Consider the following 19,786-nt stretch of genomic DNA (forward strand, 5'->3'; position numbering starts at 1 on the left):
GCGAGATCAGACCCCCTTCAAGGCATGACACTCGCTCAACTACAGTTGCCAGGAAAACCTTCTGCTGGCCCGATGCAAGCATAGTTGCGCGGCCCTTGTGGCTGCGCGACCATGCCGGCCTATCCATTCGCCGCCGATTCCGGAGAGTTCGAACTTGGAAAGTCACTCATCGCGCCTCGCCGGAAGCGCCGTCGTGGCCAAGGCGCGGCCCCGGCGCCTGTCCTATGCGCGCAAGCGCCAGCTCTTCCTGATCCTGCTGGCGGTTCCCGCCATACTCTATGTGCTGGCAATCGCCGTCTGGCCGATGGCTCAGGGGATCTTCTACTCCTTCGAGGAATACAGCCTGGTCCGCCCGGCGGGCCGCCATTTCGTCGGGCTCGACAATTACGTCGCCCTGTGGAGCGACAAGACCGCCCGCCAGGCGCTGATCAATACCTTCATCTTCACCATTGGTGCCGTCTCCATCGAGTTCGTCTTCGGCCTCGGCATCGCCTTGCTGCTCTGGCGCGACGACTTGTTCAATCGCATCGCCCTCGGCCTGTTGCTGATCCCTGCGACGGTGACGCCCCTGGTCGTCGGGCTGATCTTCAAGGCCATGCTCAATGCCGACTATGGCGTGCTCGGCTATTTCCTGGCCGAAGCTGGCATTTCCGGGCCGCGCGGCCTGCTCGCCGATCCACTGCTCGCCTTGCCGACCCTGATCGCCGTCGATGTCTGGGAATGGACGCCGCTGATGGCGCTGATCCTGCTGGCCGGTCTCAAGTCCCTGCCGACCGACATTCTCGAGGCGGCACAGGTCGACGGCGCCACCAGCGCGCAGCGCTTCGCCCTGATCATCCTGCCGCTCCTGTTGCCGGCGGCCTTCCTGGCCCTGGTGCTGAGGATGATGGATGCCTTCCGCGTCTTCGACATCATCTATGTCAGCACCAGCGGCGGGCCGGGCGATGCCACCACCACGCTGATGATCCACGGGGTCAAGCAGGGGCTGGAGTTCTTCAATATCGGCCGGGCATCGGCCGTGAGCAATCTGATCACCATCTGCATCGGCGTGATGGCGGCGCTTTTCATCTTCGTGGTCAGGCCGGCGAGGAACCGCAATGCTTAGAACCGCCGCCGACAGGGGATTGTGGGCACGGCGCGCAGCCCTGATCGTCATCCTCGTCATCGCTCTTTTTCCAATCCTGTGGCTGTTTTCGACGGCCTACAAGCCGGCGAGGGACATCTTCACCACGCCGCCGCAGCTCTTCTTCGAGCCGACCTTCGCGAATTTCGAGAATGTATTCCGGCTTTTCGACCTGTGGTCCCTGGTGAAATCGAGCCTGATCATCTCGATCGGCTCGACGCTGCTGTCGCTGCTCCTCGGCGTTCCCGCCGGTTACGCCCTTGCCCGCTCCAAGAATCCGAAGGCCGTGTGGCTCGCCTATTTCTTCCTGGCCATCCGCACCGTGCCGCCGGTGGCGACGCTGATCCCCTTCTATCTGATGATGCGCGACATCGGCCTGCTCGGCACCTGGTGGGCGGTGATCCTGCTCAACACAGCCCTGAACAGCGCCTTCGTGGTGTGGATGATGTTCTCCTATTTCCGCGCCTCGCCGGTGTCGATCGAGGAGGCCGCCCTGACCGACGGCAGCAATGACTGGAACACCTTCCTGTTCACGGCCCTGCCGTCCGTGGTGCCCGGCATTATCGCCAGCGCTATCTTCTGCATCATGTTCTCCTGGAACGACTTCCTCTATTCGATGTTCCTGACGCGGGCCGACAGCAAGCCGATCTCGGTGGCGCTGCTCTCGGCCTATGGCACCAAGGACATTTCCTGGGGCACGCTCGGCGCGCTAGCGCACTTCTCCACCCTTCCCATCGTCTTGATGATGATCCTGCTCAATCGCTATTTCGTGCAGGGCCTGACCAAGTCGGCCCATTAAAGGTTCCATCATGGCCGCGATCAGCTTTTCAAAGGTCAGCAAAGCCTATGCCGATGGGCACCTGGCCGTGAACAAACTCGATCTCGACATCGCCGATGGCGAGTTCCTGGTGCTGGTCGGCCCCTCCGGCTGCGGCAAGTCCACGGCCCTGCGCATGATCGCGGGCTTGGAGACCATTACCAGCGGCACGCTTTCGATCGGCGCGGAGGTTGCCAACGACCTGTCGCCGCGCGAACGCAATGTGGCGATGATCTTCCAGAGCTATGCGCTCTATCCGCATCTTTCCGTCGCCGACAATGTCGGCTTTGCCCTCAAGGTGCGCGGCGAGAAACGCGAGGTGATCGAGGAGAAGGTCAAGGCTGCCGCCGAGATGCTCGAGCTGGACAAGCTGCTCACCCGCCGTCCCGGGCAACTGTCCGGCGGCCAGCGCCAGCGCGTCGCCATGGGGCGGGCGATCGTGCGTGAGCCAGCCGCCTTCCTGATGGACGAACCGCTGTCCAACCTCGATGCCCGCCTGCGCGGCCAGATGCGTGCCGAGATCGCCCGCCTGCAGCGGGCGAGCGGGGTGACCACGGTCTATGTGACGCATGACCAGGTCGAGGCGATGACCATGGGCGATCGCGTGGCCGTGATGAATGGCGGCGTGCTGCAGCAATTGGCGCCCCCCCGTGAACTCTACGACCGGCCCGTCAACCTGTTCGTCGCCACTTTCATCGGGGCGCCGCCGATCAATTTGCTGCCCGGTAGGCTGCGCCGGGGCGGGCAGGGGATGGAAGTCGCCCTGCCGGGCCTCGTTTTGCCATTGCCGGCCGCTTTCGTGCAGGAAAGACCCGCCCTCGGGGCGCAGGGCGACCGCGAGGTGATCGTCGGCATTCGCCCCGAGAACCTGTTCCTCACCGAAGGCGATGCCGAAGCGCTTTCCGCCCGCGTCGCCTTTCAGGAGGATCTGGGCGCGAGCCTGCTTGTCCATGTCGACCTTGTCGATCCCGCGGCGAATGCCCAGCAGAAGCGGGCAGGGCTGGACGAATTGGACGAAAGCGCCCCGGCTGCAATCTCCACCCGCATGCGCATCAGCGCGCCTGTCAGTGCGAGGCGCAAGGCCGGCGATACCGTCAAAATCGGGATCCAGGTCGACAGCCTGCATTTCTTCGATCCGGCAAGCCAGCTGACGATACGCTGAGGGAATAGGAGACATCTTCGCAAGGCGCCGGCGCTTGGCGGCTTTCCCAACCATGCCTATCTATGATTTAAGCTCATCGTTGCGAACGCAGCGAAGCAATCCGGCTCTGTGGTTTGTGGCTTCTGGATTGCTTCGCTGCACTCGCAATGACGAAAAGCCGCCCGCCAAGCGGCAATACATCACTCGGCCTCCGGCTTCATTGACAGGACTTCTCCTTTGTTCACAGGCATCATTCAGGGCGTCGCCGATATCGACGCCGTCAAGGATCATGACGGCTTGCGCACCTTCACGCTGCGTTTTCCCGAGGGCTTCAGCGAAGGGCTCGCCATCGGCGCCAGCGTCTCGGTGGACGGTGTCTGCCTGACGGTAACCGAGTTGCTCTCGGCGCAGACGGCCACCTTCGATGTGATGCTGCAAAGCCTGAAGATAACCACCTTGGCCGACTATGCCGCCGGCGATCGCGTGAATGTCGAGCGGGCCGCCAAGGATGGCGCCGAGATCGGCGGCCATCCGATTTCGGGCCATGTCGATTTCTCCACCGCCATCGACTCCGTCGGCACCTCGGAAGGCAACAAGGTCATCCGTATCGCCATCCCGCCGGATTTCGCGCGCTACGTCTTCGCCAAGGGTTATATCGCCATCAACGGCGCCAGCCTGACCGTGTCCGAGGTCGACAAGAAGGAAGGCTGGTTCGAAGTCTGGCTCATCCCTGAAACCCGGCGCATGACCGTGTTCGAGGACAAGCGTGCCGGCGATCGGCTCAATATCGAGATCGAGCGCGACACCCAGGTGGTTGTTGATACCGTACGCGACGCCGTCCAGGAGAGCCTGGGACGCCTGCAGCCTGTGCTGGAAGCCCTGCTGGCGGAAAAGGGGCTCAACCTCGAGGATTTCGTGCAGGTGCCCCGCCAGATCGGCAAGAGTTGACGCCCCTGGGACCGCCGGCTTCCAGCCGGCTCTTCCTTGCCAACCAGCGATGCGCTTCCAGGAGCCGGCTGGAAGCCGGCGGTCCCAGGAGGTCAGGCTTCCTCAGCAGACATCACCCCATGCCCAGCACTATCGCGCCCCCCGTCATGCCGGCGCCCGCGGCGGAGAGCAGCAGCTTTTCGCCCGCTCTGAAGGGCTCTGCTTGGTTCGCAAGCGAGAGCGACAGCGCAATCGTGGCGGCCGAAGAGTTGCCGTAGTCCTCGATGCTACGCACGGTTCTGGCCGTGCCTAGCCCGAGTTCGGCCGAGACCGTATCGAAGATGCGTGCATTGGCCTGATGGGGCACGAAACGGTCTATGTCTGCGGCTGTCAACCCAGCCTGGGTCATGGCCTTCCCGGCGCAATCGCTCATCATGCGCACGGCCTGCGAGAACACCGCCTTGCCGTCGCGCATGGTCATCAGGAAATCCTGGGCGGCGATATCAGGCGCGAAGGGGCGGTTGCTGCCGCCGGCCGGAATGGAAATCAGGTCGTATTGGCTACCATCGGAGGCAAGGTCGACGCCGATGAGGCCACTCTCCTCGTCGTGTGAGGGGCCGAGCAGGAGGGCGCCGGCTGCGTCGGCGAACACCACGGCGCTGGCGCGCTCCCGGGGGTTGATGCGGCGGCTGAGGATGTTGGCGGCAACCACTAGTACCGCCTTCTCCTGGGTGCGCACGAAGCCGTCGGCGAGGGTGAGGGCATAGAGGAAACCCGAACAGGCGCCGGCGAGATCGACCGCGCCTGCTTTCGGGAGCCCCAGTCGATGCGCCAGCAAGGGCGCCGAGGGGGGCAGTAAATGGTCGGGCGTCGAGGTTGCGAGCAGGACCAGCCCCACCTGGTCCGGCGCGATGCCGGCATCCGCCAGGGCTGCGGCTCCCGCTTCGGCCGCAAGCCCGCTCAGCGTGTCCCCGGCGCCGGCCCAATGGCGATGGCGGATACCGGTCCGCCGCTCGATCCAGCCGTCTTCGAGACCCAGTCTCGCCTCGATCTCGGCATTGCCGACCCGGCGTTTCGGCACGCAATGGCCGAAGCCGAGCACGCGGCTCGAACGGCAGCGGGTCATCGGCCGGTACCGATGACCAGGTCCACCGCCTCGTCGATGGTGGCATAGGCACGGTCGAGATCACCAGACGTGACGCAATAGGGCGTCATCAGATAGATCACATTGCCGAGCGGGCGGATCAGCAGGCCGCGAGCCTTGAAGAAGGCGCGCAGTCGCGGACCGGCATCGGAAAGGTAGCCTCCCGAAGGCACGGCGATCTCCATCACCGCGATGGTGCCGCATTGGCGGATATCGGAGAAGCGGGGATCGCTACGGAAACGGTCCAGGCGACGGCTGTGTCCGGCGGCCAGCGCCGCGATACGCTCGGTGACCGGCTCCATCCGCCAGACCTCGAGATTGGCGCAAGCTGCCGCGCAGGCGATGGGATTGGCGGTATAGGAACTGGAGTGGAAGAAGGTGCGGCTGCGGTCATCCGACAGATGCGCCTCGAAGATCTCCGCCGTGCACAGGGTTGCCGCGAGCGGCACGGCGCCGCCGGTGAGTCCCTTGGACAGGCACATTATGTCGGGCGTGATACCGGCTTGCTGACAGGCGAAGAGCGAGCCGGTGCGGCCCCAACCGGTCATCACCTCGTCGGCGATCAGGAGGACGCCATGGGCCTCGGCGATCCGCTTCACTTCGGTGAGAATCCAGGGGGCATAGATGCGCATGCCGCCAGCACCCAGTACCAGGGGCTCGATCAGCAGGGCGGCGATATCGCCTTGCCGGCAGAGGCGTTCGAAGGCATCGAGCGTGCGCTGTTCCTGCCCGGCGGCGGGAAAGGGCAGGCTGTCGACCGAGAACAGCAGAGGGCCATAGGCCGCATTGAAGACGCCACGTTCCCCGGCCGACATCGTGCCGATGGTGTCGCCGTGATAGCTATGCTCCATCACCACGATGCGCGAGCGTGGCGTGCCGCGATTGTGGAAGAAGCCGAGCGCCATCTTGAGGGCGACCTCGACCGCGGTCGAGCCGCTGTCGGAATAGAAGACATGGGCGAGACCTGATGGGGCGAGCTCGACCAGACCCCTGGCGAGCGTCTCGGCTGGCTCATGCGTGTAGTCGGCGAAGATGATCTGGTCGAAGCGTTCGCTGGCATCCCGGATCGCCTGCATGATGGCGGGATGCCGGTGGCCATGGGTGATCACCCACCAGGAGGAAATCGCATCGAGCACGGCTCGTCCGTCCTCCTCATAGAGGAAGGCACCTTCCGTGCGGGCGATCCGGCGCGTCACCGGATCGAGCTGATGCTGGGTAAAGGGGTGCCAGACCGGCGACGGCAGGGATTTCAGCATGAGGCAAGCCCTTGCTTGATAATGGATAGGTCGATCCAGTTCCGGAAGCCGGCATGCAAATCGTCGGCGATCAGGGGATCGAGCTTTGGCAGCCGGCCGAGGCTCCTGACATCGCCGAGTTCGGTGATGACACCCTGGGTGTCCGCCTGCTCGTCGCCGATGAAGACGACGCCGAGGATGGGAATGCCCCGGCGGCGCATAGCTTCGAGCGAGAGCAGCGTGTGGTTGATGGTGCCCAGGCCCGTGCGGGCACAGAGGATCGCCGGATGGCGCCAGCGCGCTAACACGTCGGCGAACACGGTCCGGCGCGTCAGGGGAACCAGCAGTCCGCCAGCCCCCTCGATGACGAGAGGTCCGGAGACCAGCGGCGGCTCCAGCGTGTCGGGATCGAGTTCCACCCCGTCGATGGCTGCCGAAAAATGCGGCGAGGCCGGCGTGGCGAGGCGGTAGGCTTCGGGCAGGATGCGGTCCTGCGGCAACCTGCCCAGGCGTCGTACCGTCTCGCTGTCGGTTTCCTCGTCGAGGCCCGATTGCACCGGTTTCCAGTAGCTCGCCTCGAGGGCATGGGCGAGGGCCGCCGAGAACACCGTCTTGCCGATGCCGGTATCCGTGCCGGTGACCACGATACGTGGATGGGCCTCCCTAATCATGATGCAGCCCCTGGGACCGCGGACGTCCCGTCCGCCTCTTCCTCTCTCCAAGGCGCTGTGTTTCCAAGAGTGGACGAGGACGTCCGCGGTCCCAGGACCTTCGTTTCATCGATCCTCCTCCGCCATTACCATGGCGAGCCGTTCGACCATTTGCGTGATGACTTCCTCGTCGACATTGGGCGTGATGGAAATACGCAGGCGCGCCGTGCCGGCCGGAACCGTCGGCGGGCGGATGGCCCGGATATCGAAACCGGCCCCCTGCATCCGCTCGGCGATGGCGAGGCAGCGCTCATTGTCGCCGATGACGACAGGCAGGATCTGCGAGCCGCTGGTCGCGATGCCGAGCCGCTCGACCACGAGTCTGTTGGCAAAATCGATCAGCGACAATTCCCGGCTGCGCCGCTCCGGCTCGTCCGCCAGTGCGTGGAGTGCCTCCCGCACCAGCACGGCCTGGAGGGGCGAGGGAGCGGTGGCATAGATGAAGGGGGCGGCATGGTTGACCAGGACGTCACAGAGCACGGCATTGGCACCGATGAGCGCGCCCGAGGAGCCCAGCGCCTTGCCGCAGGTGTGAAGCACCACGACATTGTCGCGCCCTTCCAAGGCGGCGGCAAAGCCGCGTCCGCCCGGGCCGTGAACGCCGGTGGCATGGGCCTCGTCGACATAGAGGAAGCCGTCATGCGCATCGGCCAGTGCCATCAGCTCGGCCAGGGGCGCAATATCACCATCCATGGAGTAGAGGCTTTCGACCACGATCCAGGGATGGCCCCTGCCGCCGGCCGTCCGCCAGGCGCGGATCGCCTGTTCGAAGGCGGCAATGTCGTTGTGCGGTACGGCCACGGCCGCAGCGCGGCCGGCCGCGATGCCGGCATGGGCGCTGGCATGGATGAGGGCATCGTAGACGATGAGATCGCCGCGCTGGGGCAAGGTTGAGAGTGCGGCGAGATTGGCCGTGTAGCCGCCGTTGAAATAGAGCATGCGCGGTGAGCCGAAGAACGTGGCGGCTTCGGCCTCCAGTGCCTCGTGCTCGGGATGGTTGCCACGCAGCAGGCGCGAGCCGCCGGCGCCGGCGGGCACGCGACGATCGACGGCGGCGATGAGGGCTTTATGCAAACGGGATGACGACGCCAGCCCCAGATAGTCGTTGGAGCTGAAATCGATGCCGCTCAGCGGTGCCAGGACCCGGCGACGCCCCTTGCGTTCGAACTGGCCGAGCCTTGCCGCGTAGCGCGCCAGCCGGGGCCGTTCGCCCGGCGATGCGTCGCTCACGGCGTCTCCTCCATCGGCGCGGCCGTCAGGCCGAGACGGCGCATCAGGCTGCTGTCCTTGTCGTCGCCCGGATTGGCGGCAGTGAGCAGCGTTTCGCCGACGAAGATGGAATTGGCACCCGCGAAAAAGCACAGGGCCTGGGTCTCGTCGCTCATCGCCGTGCGTCCCGCGGTGAGGCGTACATGCGAGGCCGGCATCAGGATGCGGGCGAGCGCGATGATGCGGATGAACTCGATCGGATCGACCGGCGGGGCATCCGCCAGTCGGGTGCCGGGCACGGGGATGAGCATGTTGATCGGCACGCTTTCCGGCGCTTCCGGCAGGTTGGCGAGCGTCACCAGCATGTCGATGCGGTCATCGACCGCCTCGCCGAGGCCGAGAATGCCGCCGGAGCACACCTTGATGCCGGCCTCGCGCACATTGGCCAAAGTATCCAGCCGCTCGGCGAAGCTGCGGGTGGTGATCACCTGGGGGTAGTAACGCTCCGAGGTATCGATGTTGTGGTTGTAATAGTCGAGCCCGGCCTCGGCGAGCGTGCCGGCCTGCTGGGGCGACAGCATGCCGAGCGTCATGCAGGTCTCCATGCCGAGCGACTTCACGCCTTCGACCATGGCCACGAGCATGGCCATGTCGCGCTGCTTGGGGCTGCGCCAGGCCGCGCCCATGCAATAGCGCGTGGCGCCACCCGCCTTGGCCTGGCGCGCCTCCTCGATCACCCGCTGGACCTCCAGGAGCTTGGAAGCCTTCAGGCCGCTGTCATGATGGGCAGACTGGCTGCAATAGCCGCAATCCTCGGGGCACCCCCCTGTCTTGATGCTGAGCAGCTTGCTGAGCTGGATGCGGTTGGGATCGAAATGCCGGCGATGAACGGTCTGGGCGCGGAACAGCAGGTCGTTGAATGGCAGGTCATAGATCGCGCGCGCCTCGGCATGGTTCCAGGGCAGGGGGGCGGCGCGGTCCGTGCTCGAACCGTGGATACCGGGCGCGCGCTCCTGGTTCTGACTCGTCGACAGGTGATCGTGCATTTCGTCTCCTCGCATGACCGGTCGCGGATCCCTTCAGGAAGGGCGCGAGCGTGGGAAGGAGAGGCAGCCAAATGTCCAGCGCCTCAAAATTATAGATAAAATCTTGAATCTATCTATCTGGAATCATCATAAAGTTGCGAAGCGAGGATGCATCTGGTTTTATCATAGATAATCTATGGAGCTGCCATGGCCGAAACCGTTGCCGAGCGCATAGCGCGTACCCTGGCCGAGCGCATCGTGCGCGGGGAATTAGCGCCGGGAACGCCGCTCCGGCAGGACAGGATCGCGGCGGAGTTCGAGGCGAGCCATGTACCCGCCCGTGAGGCCTTCCAGCTGCTGCGCGCCCAGGGCCTGGCGGTCAACGAGCCGCGGCGCGGCATGCGGGTGGCGCCGCTCGATGGCAAAGCGGCGCAGGAAGTCGTCGAGATTCGGGCGAACCTGGAAGTGCTGGCGGTCAGCCATGCCATTCCCTGGCTGAATGCGACGAGTTTTGAACGGATGGAGCAGGCCCTTCAGGCCGGTGACCGGGCTGAGACCATCGAGGATTGGGAACTCGCTAACCGGGCCTTCCATCGCGAGATCGTGGCACCCTGCCGCATGCCCCGGCTGCTTGCCATGCTGGATGGGCTGCAACTCGCCAATTCGCGCATCATCTTCGCGGCGACGCGGACGGCGGGATGGCGCCCCGGCACCAGCCACGCCCACCGGCAGATTCTCGATGCCCTGCGACAGCGGGATGCCGGGCGCGCGGCCACCCTGCTGCAGTCGCATATCCGTGGGCTTGAGCAGGGAAAGAGCGGCGACTTTCCGACATCGCCGCCTTCCACTTCCTGGATCGGTTCAGGCCGGTGAACGACCGCTCGCACCAGGTCTCCAGGCGATGACACCCTCCGTGCGCGCCCGCACCGTCGGCGAAGCGAGGCATGACGCAACCGCCTCGTAACCGGGGAACCCCGGAAAGGGAGCGACCAGAGACGGAGGGCTGTGATTGGCGGGGCACAGGATGATGGCCTCCTCCTCGCCGGCGGTCGCCAGGTCCAGAATGGCATGAGACCGGGTCAGTACGAAGAGCGGGCTGGTGCCGGGAGGGCGCGCTCGCAGATAGGCACTTACTGCGTGCTGGGTCGGCTCGTCCAATCCCTGCTCGATCATGTCGATGACAAGAAAGGCGGGGCCTTCCTCTGCCAGGCCGATTGCCAGAGCGGTGAGAGCATCGGACATCCCGGCGCCGTGGTGGGCGAGTTGCGCGAGGATCGGCTCGACGCGATCGCGAAGAGCCGGATCGGCTGCCAAACCTTTCCGCAATGCGGCCGTGTCGGATACGCGCTCCAGGCCGAGAAAGGCGGCATTCGGCAAGGTTTCGGCCAGACGCAGTGCCAATCGGGTCTTGCCGCTGCCGAGAGGGCCGATGATGTAGGTCAGCAGCTTGATGTCCTGAATCGCGAAGCGTTCGCCACCCCAGGGCCAGGGCAGGTCGAAGGCAATGGCTGGTTCTCGGCCGGATGAAGAGTGCGGCATGAGATCCCCCGCTACTAACGCAGGCGTGTTGGCGTGGCCGCTTTGGAGGGCTTGCAGTGTCATCGCCGTGGCGGCAAGTCCCTTGAGGCGATCCTTGATGGCCGTCTGATGCGCCGCGAGCATCGCAACCCGTTCGCGGCTATCGCCCTTCAGCACCCGCGCAATCTCGGCAAGCGAGAAGCCGAGCCGGCGCAACGCGGCAATCTCACGCGCCTTGTCGATCTCCCCAGGCCCGTAGACGCGCCAGCCCGCGGCGGAGCGCGGCGGGGCAAGCAGGCCCTTGTCCTCATAGAGCCGCAGGGCCTTGGTCGAGACGCCCAGCCGCCTGGCGGCTTCGGACGGGCTGAGGAAACGCGCGGATGCCGGCATGAATCACCCCTCGATGGTTGACCATCCTCTTATCGAGGCGGCCCCAGGGGCAAGGTCAAGCGCGCAGGCTCTCCATCACGCCGCGTCGTTGTCCTCGACCTTGAGGATGATGGCATCCTTGGCATCGACGGCACGCCCGTCACTGGTGCGGATCTCGAGCTCGATGGCTTGCCCGGTCTCGCGTTCGACCAGGCGGGAATGCGGCTCGCCAGGCGCAAACAAATGGGCTTCTCCGAATTTGCGCAAGGCCACCATCACCGGGAAGAGATCCCGCCCCATCTCGGTGAGGTGATATTCCTGGTGCGCACCACCATCCGACGCCGGCGCGGATTTGAGAATGCCCCGGGCAATCAGCGTCTTCAGGCGCTCGGACAAGATGTTCTTGGCGATGCCGAGGCTCTTTTGAAACTCGCCGAAGCGCGTCAGCCCATCGAAGGCATCGCGCACGATCAGCAGCGACCACCAGTCGCCGATCACGTCGAGCGAGCGTGCGCTCGGACAATAATCCCCGGTGAGGCTCTTGCGCTTAACCATAACCCTGTTCGTCGTTCTTTGTCGGAAATTGGTTGCATCATAAAACTCTATCATTTACGAAGCAAATGGTTTCATTATTAAACCTATATTGCGATGGAGTTGTCATGCCTTCCGAAGTGGAGCTGGGATCCCCGCGTGCCGCGGAAGTTGAAATCACGGCCGGGCCATCTGCGACCCCCTTGTCGCGTACCTTGATCCTGTTGTTTGCCGTGGCGAGCGGCCTTGCTGTCGCCAATGCCTATTTTGCCCATCCCATGCTCGACGTGATGGCGGATGATCTTGGCCTGTCGCGAGCAACCGCCGGCCTGATCGTCGGCGCCACCCAGCTCGGCTATGGCATCGGCCTCGTCCTGCTGGTGCCGATCGGCGACCTGATCGAGCGGCGCAAGCTGGTCATCGCGCAATCGCTGCTCTCCGTCCTTGCTCTGGTCTCGATCGCCTTCGCCTCGAACGGCGCCATGCTGCTCGTCGCCATGGCGGTGATGGGGCTGCTGGCGGTGGTGACTCAGGCCTTCGTCGCCTATGCCGCCAGCCTGGCGCGGCCCTCCCAGCGCGGCGAAGTGGTGGGCATCGTCACCAGCGGCATCGTGCTCGGCATTTTGCTGGCGCGCACGGTGGCGGGTACGCTCACCGATCTTTCAGGCTGGCGCACGGTCTATCTCGCTTCGGCCGCGGCGACTCTCCTCATCGTGCTGGCACTCTGGCGCATGTTGCCGCAACAGCCTCGGCCGGCGAGCCGGTTGAGCTATCCCCAACTGATCGGCTCGGTCTTCACCTTGTTGGTCGAGGAGCCGGTGCTTCGGATCCGTGCCATTATCGCCATGCTGATCTTTGCCGACATCACCACGCTGCTGGCACCGCTGGTGATGCCCCTGAGTGCACCGCCCTTTTCCTTCTCGCACAGCGTGATCGGCCTGTTCGGCCTGGCCGGCGCGGCTGGCGCTCTCGGAGCGTCCCGGGCGGGACGCTGGACCGATCACGGCTACGGGCAGCGCGTGACCGGCATCGCACTCGGCCTGATGCTGCTTGCCTGGCTGCCGATCGGACTGTTGCCTTACTCGATCCTCTGGCTGGTCCTCGGCGTCCTCGTCATCGATTTCGGCCTCCAGGCCGTGCATGTCACCAATCAGGGCATGATCTATCGGGTCAGGCCGGAGGCGCAGAGCCGCCTGACCGCCGCCTATATGGTGTTCTATTCGATCGGTAGCGCCTTTGGCTCGTCGTCCTCGACCCTGGTCTATGCCTATGCCGGCTGGACCGGTGTCAGCCTGCTCGGCGCTGCCATCGCGGCGGTTACCCTGGTCTTCTGGGCGGCAACCCTGGGCGCAACACCCAAGGAAGCGACGCAGGCGATCGATGCTGCCGAATAATCGGGCGTGATCGGGAGCTCAGGTCGAATGGAGGCGCTTCAGCTTGCCGAGCAGGGAGGTCATTTCCCGCAGGGCTTGCAACTCGCCGCTGTCCTGGGCAACGGCGCAGCCTTTGTCCCAGACGGTGATCGCCGCCGATATATTACCTGCCTTGGCATGGGCGGCGCCAAGCTGCTTGTAGGCAGCGGCATAGTCCGGTTTCAGGGCGATGGCCTGCGTGAGATGCAGGATGGCCCCCGCCGGGTCGCCCTGTTCCAGCCGGGCCCGGCCGAGCGTGAAACGCGCCAGGGCATTGTCGCGGCCGGAGATGATCTGCTGCTCCAGGCGGGCGATCAATCCGCCGGTGTCGGCCATGGCTGGGGCTCCTCGGCGAAGAGTGGCGGCCACTCCGAAAGCGGGGCGGGTCGATGATATTGCCGCCGGTGCCAGAGCAGCGGCGCGGTCGTCTTCGCCAGCTGCGTTCCGACGATCGCGCCGGCGATGACGAGATGGGTGGGGATCGACATGCTGCCGATCAGTTCGCAGTCGATGGACGCCGCCGCAGAAGACAGGTGCGGCGTACCGGACGACCAGCTCTGCCAGTCGCCGACGCTGAAGCGGTCGATGCCGCCGAGCTTGCCGGCGAAGGCATCGGCAATGTTCTCCTGGTCGCTCGCCAGCATCGCCACGGAGAAGCGGCCCGAGGCAAGGACGAGCTCGGCCAGGCGGCATGTCCGGTCGATCGAAACCAGAAGGGAGGGCGGCTCGGCCGAGAGGGAGAGCACGGCCGTCGCCGTGCGCCCCTGGCGTTCGCCCTGCCAATGGCCGGCGACGATGCATACCGTCGCTGCCAGGTTGGACATCGCCTCGGCGAACTCCGATCGTTGGATGGGAGGCCGGCGCGACGATGTCAGTGCCATCGGCGTGACGGGGACGGAATGGGCGATTTCACGCAAAGGCATATCTCCCCATCCGCCCGACACGCTGCGCCCGGCTGTCAAAGCGCGGCCAGATTGGCTTCGGCAAACTCATAGTTGGCCAGCTTGTCGAGGAAGTTCGTGACATAGTCGGGGCGGCGATTGCGGAAATCGACATAATAGCTGTGCTCCCAGACGTCGAGGCCGAGCAGGGGCGTGCCTTCGCCGGTGGCGAGCGGATTGGAGCCGTTCGGCGTCTTGGTCACCTTGAGCTTGCCGTCCTTGCCCGCGACCAGCCAGGCCCAGCCCGAACCGAACTGCGTGGTTGCCGCCGTCTTGAAGGCTTCCTTGAAGGCATCGGTGCCGCCGAGATCGGCATCGATCCTGGCCTGCAGCTTGCCGGGGATACCGCCGCCATTCGGGCTGAGCGCCTGCCAGAAGTGGATGTGGTTCCAATGCTGCCCGGCATTGTTGAACACCGGTGCCACCTCGGGCCGGTCCTTGACCAGGGCGATGATCTCCTCGAGCGTCTTGCCCGCCAGCGCGGCGTCCTTTTCCACGAAGCCGTTGAGGGCGGTGACATAGGCCTGGTGGTGCTTGCCGTGATGGAGCTCGAGCGTCTCCTGGCTCATGCCGCGTGCTGCGAGTGCGTTGATGGCATAGGGCAGGGTAGGGAGCGTGAAGGCCATGGTCTTTCTCCATCATCAGCGAACCGCGCTCACCGTCAGCGGTGGCGCAATCCATTTTCAAAGTCTTATCTTTGAAAAACGAATTGCCGCATATGTCAAGTTGATGGTTGGAAAATTGCCATGCCTTCCTCGTTCATGCCTTCCTCGCTGTGGATCCGCGCGCTTGGCCTTCAATCTAGTCGCGGGCGTCATGCCGGACTGTCCGGCAGCAGGCGCATTATGTCCTCGAAAATCTCCTGCCATTCGTCTTCGGTCATCTGCACGAATTGAAAGCTGTGCAGGAAGAAGATGCCTTCGGAGGCGAGAAAGGCGAGGCGCGCCTTGCGCCCCTCGGGAGAAGAGGGATCGATCTCCGTGAGATAGCGGCGGTACCAGGCGCGGGTATCGGCCAGCTGATCCGGGCTCTGGATCAGGGTTGCCAGCATGGCGGCCGAACGGGACGCATCCTTTTCGTCGGTATGGCGATTGGCCTCGACATAAGCCCGGACCATGGCGAAAGGCCCTGGCTGCTCGGCGGCGAGCCTGGCAACTTCGGTGTCGAAACCTGCGGCCCAGCGCTCCAGCATGGCCTTGAGAAGGCCATCCTTGGTGCCGAAGCAATATTGCACGCCGCCTTTGGTGATGCCCGCTTCCTTGGCGACCGCATCGATGGTCAGGCCGGCGGGGCCGATACGTGCCACCACGGCTTCCGCCGCATCGAGAACCTTGTTGCGGTCGATGCTGCGCGGACGGCCGAGGCCGCTTCTCTCTTTTGTTTCCATACGTATGTATTTATATTGGTCAGGTGGGGTGGGCAAGCGGTCCGCTTTGCACGGATAATTTCATACAACGCTGAACTCGATCATGGCATATCACAATCGCTGGCTGGTTCTCGCAATCGTTTCGAGCGCCCTGTTCCTCATCGTCGTCGACCTGACAGTGCTCTACACGGCACTGCCCCGCCTGACCCATGACCTGGCCGCGACCGCCTCCGAAAAGCTCTGGATCCTCAATGCCTATCCGCTCGTCGTCGCCGGCCTGTTGCCAGGCTGCGGGACACTCGGCGATCGCATCGGCTCCAAGCGCCTGTTCATGGCCGGCCTGATCGCCTTCGGGGCGGCCTCGCTGCTCGCTGCCTTCGCCCCCAGTTCGATGGTGCTGATCGCTGCCCGTGCTTTGCTGGCCGTCGGTGCCGCCATGATGATGCCCGCGACCCTCGCGATCATTCGCGTCACCTTCACCAGCGAGAAGGAGAGGGCTTTTGCCATCGGGGTCTGGGCAGCCGTCGCATCGAGCGGCGCGGCGTTTGGCCCGGTATTGGGTGGCTTTCTGCTCGAGTTCTTCTGGTGGGGCTCGGTCTTTCTGATCAACGTTCCGGTAGTCGTTGTCGCCTGGGTGGCGGCCGGCCTGGTCCTGGAAAACCGTCCGGGCCGTGCCAGCCACCCTTGGGATCTTGTCGGCTCGCTCCAGATCATGGCCGGGCTGATCGCCACCGCCTATGCCATCAAGGAACTGGGTAAGCGTTCGCCGAGTTGGGAGGTTGCGCTTGTGGCGGGGCTCATTGGCGCCCTGGCATTCTTTCTTTTCGGGCGGCGGCAGAGCCGGAGCGAGATGCCGCTGATCGATTTCAGCCTGTTCCGCAATCCTGAATTCGCAGCGGGCGTCATCGTCGCCACCGTGTCATCGGCGGCCCTGATCGGCGTGGAACTGGTGTTCAGCCAGCATCTGCAGCTGGTGCGGAACCTGTCGCCGCTGCAGGCGGGGCTGCTTCTGCTGCCCATTCCCCTGGCCTCGATCGTGGCGGGGCCGCTGGCGGGCCTCGCTTTGCCTCGGCTCGGGGCCCGCCATGTGCTCTGGATGTCGCTGGCGCTGGCCGGCGGCGGCCTTGCTGTCTTCCTGCTGACTCATGACAGAACGGCGGCGCTCTGGCTCACGGCTCTGAGCGCCATGGGATTCGGCGTCGGCGCGTCGATGTCGGCCGCTTCCAGTGCGATCATGGTCAATGCGCCGGAGGAGCGGGCCGGCATGGCCGCCTCGATCGAGGAGGTCTCCTACGAACTCGGCGGCGCGCTCGGGGTTGCCGTGATGGGCACCATCATGTCGGCCATCTATACGGCGATGCTGGTATTGCCACCGGATCTGCCGGTTGCCGGCACCGTTCGGGACAGCCTGGATGAAGCCCTGCTGGTAGCCGAAACGCTGCGGGGGCCATCGGCCGACATGCTGGCCCGGCTGGCACGCTCGGCTTTCGAGCAGGCCTTTCTGGGCGTGATCGCCGTCTGCTCGCTGCTCTTCCTGCTGACGGCACTCGTCGTCGGCCTGATGGGCCGCCGCCAGGACCGCCTGAGCGATCGTCAACCGATCGGTTGACGATCGCAGGAGAACCGCTGTCAGTTACCGGCCGTCGACCGGTCCGGCTTGCCCGCCACCTTGGTGACAGGCACTTTCTGCTCGCGCAGTTCGAACCACATCGCGTTGAGAATAGCGAAGGAGCAGGCGAGGCCGAGCCCGAGGATCCAGGAAAAATACCACATGTACCGATCTCCTCAGTAGGCGTTGGGATTGCGGCCGATCGAGTCGGCGGTGACGGGACCGCGCATCACGCGGAAGACCCAGGTGGTGTAGGCCAGGATCAGCGGCAGGAAGACCGCCGTCGCCAGCAGCATGACGAACAGCGTCATGTGGCTGGAGGACGCATCCCAGACGGTGAGGCTGACCTGAGGATCGAGCGAACTCGGCAGGAGGAAGGGGAACAGCGCCAGGCCGGCGGTGGCGATGATGCCGATGATGGCGAGGCTGCTGCCGAAGATCGCAAGCTTGCCCATGCGGGCCGACAGGCCGGCAAAGGCCACCAGCGGCCCAAGCAGGCCGAGGGTCGGCGCCGTCCACATCCAGCCATGGTTATGGAAGTTGGCGAGCCAGCGGCCCGTTTCGAGTGCGACCGTCTTGCCCAGCGGATTGGAGGGGCCGAACGGGTCCTGCTGGCTGGTGACGACATAGCCGTCGATGCCATAGGCGATCCAGACCCCGGCCAAGGCAAACAGCACCAGGGTTGCCAGGGCGGCAAGGCGGCCATAGGAGCGCGCCCGCTCCGTCATCGGGCCCCGGGTGCGGGCTGAAACCACCGCTGCGCCATGGGTGACCAGCATGGCGAGGCTGACCAGCCCGGCCAGCAAGGCAAAGGGGCGCAGCAGGCCGAAGAAGGTGCCGCTATAGGACGGACGCAGCGTGGCATCGAGGCCGAACGGCACGCCCAGCAGCACATTGCCGACAGCAACACCGAAGATCAGAGCCGGCACGAAGCCGCCGAGGAACAGGGCGCAATCCCACAGATTGCGCCAGCGCGGATCCTGGAGCTTGCCGCGGAACTTGAAGCCGACGGGACGCAGGATCAGGGCGAGCAGCACGGCGATCATCGCCAGGTAGAAGCCGGAAAAGGACGTCGCATAGAGCGCCGGCCAGGCGGCGAAGATCGCGCCGCCGCCGAGGATCAGCCAGACCTGGTTGCCTTCCCAGGTCGGCCCCATCAGGTTGATGAGGATGCGGCGTTCCTCGTCGGTGCGGGCGGCAAAGGGCAGCAATGCCCCAATGCCGAGATCGTAGCCATCCATGATGGCAAAGCCGATCAGCAATACGCCGAGCAGGGCCCACCAGATCAGGCGCAGGGTTTCATAGTCGAGAGGGATCGTGGTCATGAGTGCGTATCCTGATCTGGCTCAGCGCGGCGTGCGGGCGAGGGCGGGCTCGGGCAGGGGGCCTGCGCCAGCCGGTGCTTCATCGAGCACGCTATGCTCGGACGGCCCCTTGCGGATGGTCTTCACCATCAGGAAGACCATGACGATGAGGAGACTCGTATAGAGCGCCAGGAAGAAGCCCAGGCTGATGACGAGATCGGTGAGGGTGAGGCCGGAAGCGGCATAGAAGGTCGGCAGCACGCCCTCGATCGCCCAGGGTTGCCGGCCATATTCGGCGACCAGCCAGCCGGCCTCGATCGCCACCCATGGCAAAGGCAGGCTCCACAAGGCCACGCGCAGGAAGGCGCGGTTCTCGCCGAGACGATGGCGGCAGCTCATCAGGAAGGCGAGACCGAAGAAGGCGATGAAATAGAAGCCCAGGGCCACCATGACGCGGAAGCTCCAGAACAATGGCGCCACGCCGGGTACCGTATCCAGCGCCGCGCGCTGGACCTCTTCCGGCGTGGCGTTCTGGATATCGGCGCGGTAGCGCTTGAGCAGCAGCGCATAGCCCAGATCCGGCCATTGCTTGGCGAAGGCCTCGCGGGCGGCCTTGTCGTTCGGATCCTTGCGAATGGCGTCGAGACTGGCCGAGGCCTGGATGCCGTTGCGGATGCGGACCTCCGCATGCTCGACCAGCGTCCAGATACCCGGCAATTCCTTGTTCAGACTGCGGGTGGTGATCAAGCCCAGCACCCAGGGAACCTTGACCTCGTAGCGATTGCCATCCTTGCCGGGCAGGGCAAAGAGGGTGAGGCCGGCCGGCGCAGGCTCGGTCTCCCACATCGCCTCGATGGCGGCGATCTTCATCTTCTGGTGCTCGGTGGCGACATAGCCGCTCTCGTCACCCAGGACGACGACGGACAGGGCCGAGGCAAGGCCGAAGCTCGCCGCCACCACCATGGAGCGGCGGGCAAGCTCGCGGTGGCGCCCGCGCAGCAGGAAGAAGGCGCTGACCGCCATCACAAACATCGATCCGGCAACATAGCCGGCGCTGACCGTGTGCACGAACTTGGCCTGGGCGACCGGATTGAAGATGACCGCGATGAAATCGGTGATCTCCATGCGCATCGTATCGGGATTGAAGACCGAGCCGACCGGATTCTGCATCCAGCCATTGGCGATCAGGATCCACAGGGCCGAGAAATTGGCGCCCAGTGCCACCAGCCAGGTGACGGCAAGATGCGCCACTTTCGACAGGCGGTCCCAGCCGAAGAAGAACAGGCCGATGAAGGTGGCTTCCATGAAGAAAGCCATCAGGCCTTCGATGGCGAGCGGCGCGCCGAAGACGTCGCCGACATAGTGGCTGTAGTAGCTCCAGTTCATGCCGAACTGGAATTCCATC

The 19,786-nt window shown here is 64.8% G+C and carries 21 protein-coding genes; 7 read left to right on the forward strand and 14 right to left on the reverse strand.

Annotation, left to right across the window (positions count from 1 at the left end):
- Positions 1–193: 193 nt before the first annotated feature.
- The 4 genes from QM672_RS31360 to QM672_RS31375 all read left to right on the forward strand — a co-directional run bounded on the left by QM672_RS31360 (position 194) and on the right by QM672_RS31375 (position 4,029).
- Entirely contained in the window at positions 194–1,105 is a 912-nt protein-coding gene (locus QM672_RS31360) for a carbohydrate ABC transporter permease (protein ID WP_415087265.1), read from the forward strand.
- A complete protein-coding gene (locus tag QM672_RS31365; RefSeq protein ID WP_149255099.1) occupies positions 1,098–1,922 on the forward strand; it encodes a carbohydrate ABC transporter permease in 825 nt (274 codons plus the stop codon). The genes QM672_RS31360 and QM672_RS31365 overlap by 8 nt, the downstream gene beginning before the upstream one ends.
- Before the next feature lie 10 nt (positions 1,923–1,932).
- Positions 1,933–3,102 (forward strand): ABC transporter ATP-binding protein, encoded by a 1,170-nt coding sequence (locus QM672_RS31370; protein WP_415087256.1) that lies wholly within the window; start codon positions 1,933–1,935, stop codon positions 3,100–3,102.
- A gap of 216 nt (positions 3,103–3,318) precedes the next feature.
- Positions 3,319–4,029 (forward strand): riboflavin synthase subunit alpha, encoded by a 711-nt coding sequence (locus tag QM672_RS31375; protein ID WP_415087257.1) that lies wholly within the window; start codon positions 3,319–3,321, stop codon positions 4,027–4,029.
- A 112-nt stretch (positions 4,030–4,141) separates the two neighbouring features.
- Here QM672_RS31375 and QM672_RS31380 read toward each other — a convergent pair whose 3' ends face one another.
- From QM672_RS31380 to bioB, 5 genes are all read right to left on the reverse strand, one after another.
- Positions 4,142–5,134 (reverse strand): beta-ketoacyl-ACP synthase III, encoded by a 993-nt coding sequence (locus QM672_RS31380; protein WP_415087258.1) that lies wholly within the window; start codon positions 5,132–5,134, stop codon positions 4,142–4,144.
- Entirely contained in the window at positions 5,131–6,408 is a 1,278-nt protein-coding gene (locus QM672_RS31385) for an adenosylmethionine--8-amino-7-oxononanoate transaminase (RefSeq protein ID WP_415087259.1), read from the reverse strand. The genes QM672_RS31380 and QM672_RS31385 overlap by 4 nt, the downstream gene beginning before the upstream one ends.
- Positions 6,402–7,058 (reverse strand): dethiobiotin synthase, encoded by a 657-nt coding sequence (bioD, locus tag QM672_RS31390; protein ID WP_367622646.1) that lies wholly within the window; start codon positions 7,056–7,058, stop codon positions 6,402–6,404. The genes QM672_RS31385 and bioD overlap by 7 nt, the downstream gene beginning before the upstream one ends.
- A 105-nt stretch (positions 7,059–7,163) precedes the next feature.
- Entirely contained in the window at positions 7,164–8,327 is a 1,164-nt protein-coding gene (locus tag QM672_RS31395) for an 8-amino-7-oxononanoate synthase (protein ID WP_415087260.1), read from the reverse strand.
- The gene (gene bioB / locus QM672_RS31400) at positions 8,324–9,304 is read right to left on the reverse strand and encodes a biotin synthase BioB (RefSeq protein ID WP_367623417.1); all 981 of its coding nucleotides are present in this window, start codon (positions 9,302–9,304) and stop codon (positions 8,324–8,326) included. Before bioB ends, QM672_RS31395 begins: the two co-directional genes overlap by 4 nt.
- Before the next feature lie 234 nt (positions 9,305–9,538).
- On the opposite strand from bioB, the gene QM672_RS31405 reads away from it, so the two are divergent.
- Entirely contained in the window at positions 9,539–10,204 is a 666-nt protein-coding gene (locus QM672_RS31405) for a GntR family transcriptional regulator (protein ID WP_311938283.1), read from the forward strand.
- On the opposite strand, the gene QM672_RS31410 is transcribed toward QM672_RS31405, so the two are convergent.
- Both QM672_RS31410 and QM672_RS31415 read right to left on the reverse strand, forming a co-directional pair.
- Positions 10,193–11,239, reverse strand: a complete 1,047-nt coding sequence (locus tag QM672_RS31410) for a MerR family transcriptional regulator (RefSeq protein WP_367622647.1) — start codon at positions 11,237–11,239, stop codon at positions 10,193–10,195. The genes QM672_RS31405 and QM672_RS31410 overlap by 12 nt on opposite strands.
- 75 nt (positions 11,240–11,314) lie before the next feature.
- Entirely contained in the window at positions 11,315–11,773 is a 459-nt protein-coding gene (locus tag QM672_RS31415) for a winged helix-turn-helix transcriptional regulator (protein WP_149255110.1), read from the reverse strand.
- Positions 11,774–11,877: 104 nt separating this feature from the next.
- Here QM672_RS31415 and QM672_RS31420 point away from each other — a divergent pair, with 104 nt between their 5' ends.
- Positions 11,878–13,143, forward strand: a complete 1,266-nt coding sequence (locus QM672_RS31420; protein ID WP_367622648.1) for an MFS transporter — start codon at positions 11,878–11,880, stop codon at positions 13,141–13,143.
- Positions 13,144–13,161: 18 nt separating this feature from the next.
- Here QM672_RS31420 and QM672_RS31425 read toward each other — a convergent pair whose 3' ends face one another.
- From QM672_RS31425 to QM672_RS31440, 4 genes are all read right to left on the reverse strand, one after another.
- Complete coding sequence (locus tag QM672_RS31425; protein ID WP_415087261.1) at positions 13,162–13,497, reverse strand: tetratricopeptide repeat protein; 336 nt, start codon at positions 13,495–13,497, stop codon at positions 13,162–13,164.
- Positions 13,476–14,084: a flavin reductase family protein gene (locus QM672_RS31430; protein WP_311938290.1), complete on the reverse strand. Its 609-nt coding sequence runs from the start codon at positions 14,082–14,084 to the stop codon at positions 13,476–13,478. The genes QM672_RS31425 and QM672_RS31430 overlap by 22 nt, the downstream gene beginning before the upstream one ends.
- Positions 14,085–14,119: 35 nt before the next feature.
- Positions 14,120–14,728 carry a superoxide dismutase gene (locus tag QM672_RS31435; protein ID WP_367622651.1) on the reverse strand — a complete coding sequence of 203 codons (609 nt, stop codon included), beginning with the start codon at positions 14,726–14,728 and terminating at the stop codon, positions 14,120–14,122.
- 188 nt (positions 14,729–14,916) lie between these two features.
- Positions 14,917–15,489 (reverse strand): TetR/AcrR family transcriptional regulator, encoded by a 573-nt coding sequence (locus QM672_RS31440; protein ID WP_311938292.1) that lies wholly within the window; start codon positions 15,487–15,489, stop codon positions 14,917–14,919.
- 82 nt (positions 15,490–15,571) lie between these two features.
- On the opposite strand from QM672_RS31440, the gene QM672_RS31445 reads away from it, so the two are divergent.
- Complete coding sequence (locus tag QM672_RS31445) at positions 15,572–17,077, forward strand: MFS transporter (RefSeq protein ID WP_415087262.1); 1,506 nt, start codon at positions 15,572–15,574, stop codon at positions 17,075–17,077.
- A 20-nt stretch (positions 17,078–17,097) separates the two neighbouring features.
- On the opposite strand, the gene cydX is transcribed toward QM672_RS31445, so the two are convergent.
- From cydX to QM672_RS31460, 3 genes are all read right to left on the reverse strand, one after another.
- Positions 17,098–17,241, reverse strand: a complete 144-nt coding sequence (gene cydX, locus QM672_RS31450; RefSeq protein ID WP_311938295.1) for a cytochrome bd-I oxidase subunit CydX — start codon at positions 17,239–17,241, stop codon at positions 17,098–17,100.
- 12 nt (positions 17,242–17,253) lie between these two features.
- Positions 17,254–18,402 carry a cytochrome d ubiquinol oxidase subunit II gene (gene cydB, locus QM672_RS31455; RefSeq protein ID WP_415087263.1) on the reverse strand — a complete coding sequence of 383 codons (1,149 nt, stop codon included), beginning with the start codon at positions 18,400–18,402 and terminating at the stop codon, positions 17,254–17,256.
- A 21-nt stretch (positions 18,403–18,423) separates the two neighbouring features.
- On the reverse strand, positions 18,424–19,786 hold a 1,363-nt coding region (locus QM672_RS31460), incomplete at its 5' end, for a cytochrome ubiquinol oxidase subunit I (RefSeq protein WP_415087264.1).

Origin of the sequence: Labrys sp. (in: a-proteobacteria), assembly GCF_047605565.1 — a bacterium.
GTDB classification, from domain to species: domain Bacteria; phylum Pseudomonadota; class Alphaproteobacteria; order Rhizobiales; family Labraceae; genus Labrys; species Labrys neptuniae.

What these genes read in the sequence shown, in the direction of transcription:
- QM672_RS31365 (WP_149255099.1), top strand. Translation starts at nt 1,098, where the DNA reads ATGCTTAGAACCGCCGCCGACAGGGGATTGTGGGCACGGCGCGCAGCC.
- QM672_RS31370 (WP_415087256.1), top strand. Translation starts at nt 1,933, where the DNA reads ATGGCCGCGATCAGCTTTTCAAAGGTCAGCAAAGCCTATGCCGATGGG.
- QM672_RS31380 (WP_415087258.1), bottom strand. Translation starts at nt 5,134, where the DNA reads ATGACCCGCTGCCGTTCGAGCCGCGTGCTCGGCTTCGGCCATTGCGTG.
- QM672_RS31385 (WP_415087259.1), bottom strand. Translation starts at nt 6,408, where the DNA reads ATGCTGAAATCCCTGCCGTCGCCGGTCTGGCACCCCTTTACCCAGCAT.
- bioD (WP_367622646.1), bottom strand. Translation starts at nt 7,058, where the DNA reads ATGATTAGGGAGGCCCATCCACGTATCGTGGTCACCGGCACGGATACC.
- QM672_RS31405 (WP_311938283.1), top strand. Translation starts at nt 9,539, where the DNA reads ATGGCCGAAACCGTTGCCGAGCGCATAGCGCGTACCCTGGCCGAGCGC.
- QM672_RS31410 (WP_367622647.1), bottom strand. Translation starts at nt 11,239, where the DNA reads ATGCCGGCATCCGCGCGTTTCCTCAGCCCGTCCGAAGCCGCCAGGCGG.
- QM672_RS31415 (WP_149255110.1), bottom strand. Translation starts at nt 11,773, where the DNA reads ATGGTTAAGCGCAAGAGCCTCACCGGGGATTATTGTCCGAGCGCACGC.
- QM672_RS31420 (WP_367622648.1), top strand. Translation starts at nt 11,878, where the DNA reads ATGCCTTCCGAAGTGGAGCTGGGATCCCCGCGTGCCGCGGAAGTTGAA.
- QM672_RS31425 (WP_415087261.1), bottom strand. Translation starts at nt 13,497, where the DNA reads ATGGCCGACACCGGCGGATTGATCGCCCGCCTGGAGCAGCAGATCATC.
- QM672_RS31430 (WP_311938290.1), bottom strand. Translation starts at nt 14,084, where the DNA reads ATGCCTTTGCGTGAAATCGCCCATTCCGTCCCCGTCACGCCGATGGCA.
- QM672_RS31435 (WP_367622651.1), bottom strand. Translation starts at nt 14,728, where the DNA reads ATGGCCTTCACGCTCCCTACCCTGCCCTATGCCATCAACGCACTCGCA.
- QM672_RS31440 (WP_311938292.1), bottom strand. Translation starts at nt 15,489, where the DNA reads ATGGAAACAAAAGAGAGAAGCGGCCTCGGCCGTCCGCGCAGCATCGAC.
- QM672_RS31445 (WP_415087262.1), top strand. Translation starts at nt 15,572, where the DNA reads ATGGCATATCACAATCGCTGGCTGGTTCTCGCAATCGTTTCGAGCGCC.
- cydX (WP_311938295.1), bottom strand. Translation starts at nt 17,241, where the DNA reads ATGTGGTATTTTTCCTGGATCCTCGGGCTCGGCCTCGCCTGCTCCTTC.
- cydB (WP_415087263.1), bottom strand. Translation starts at nt 18,402, where the DNA reads ATGACCACGATCCCTCTCGACTATGAAACCCTGCGCCTGATCTGGTGG.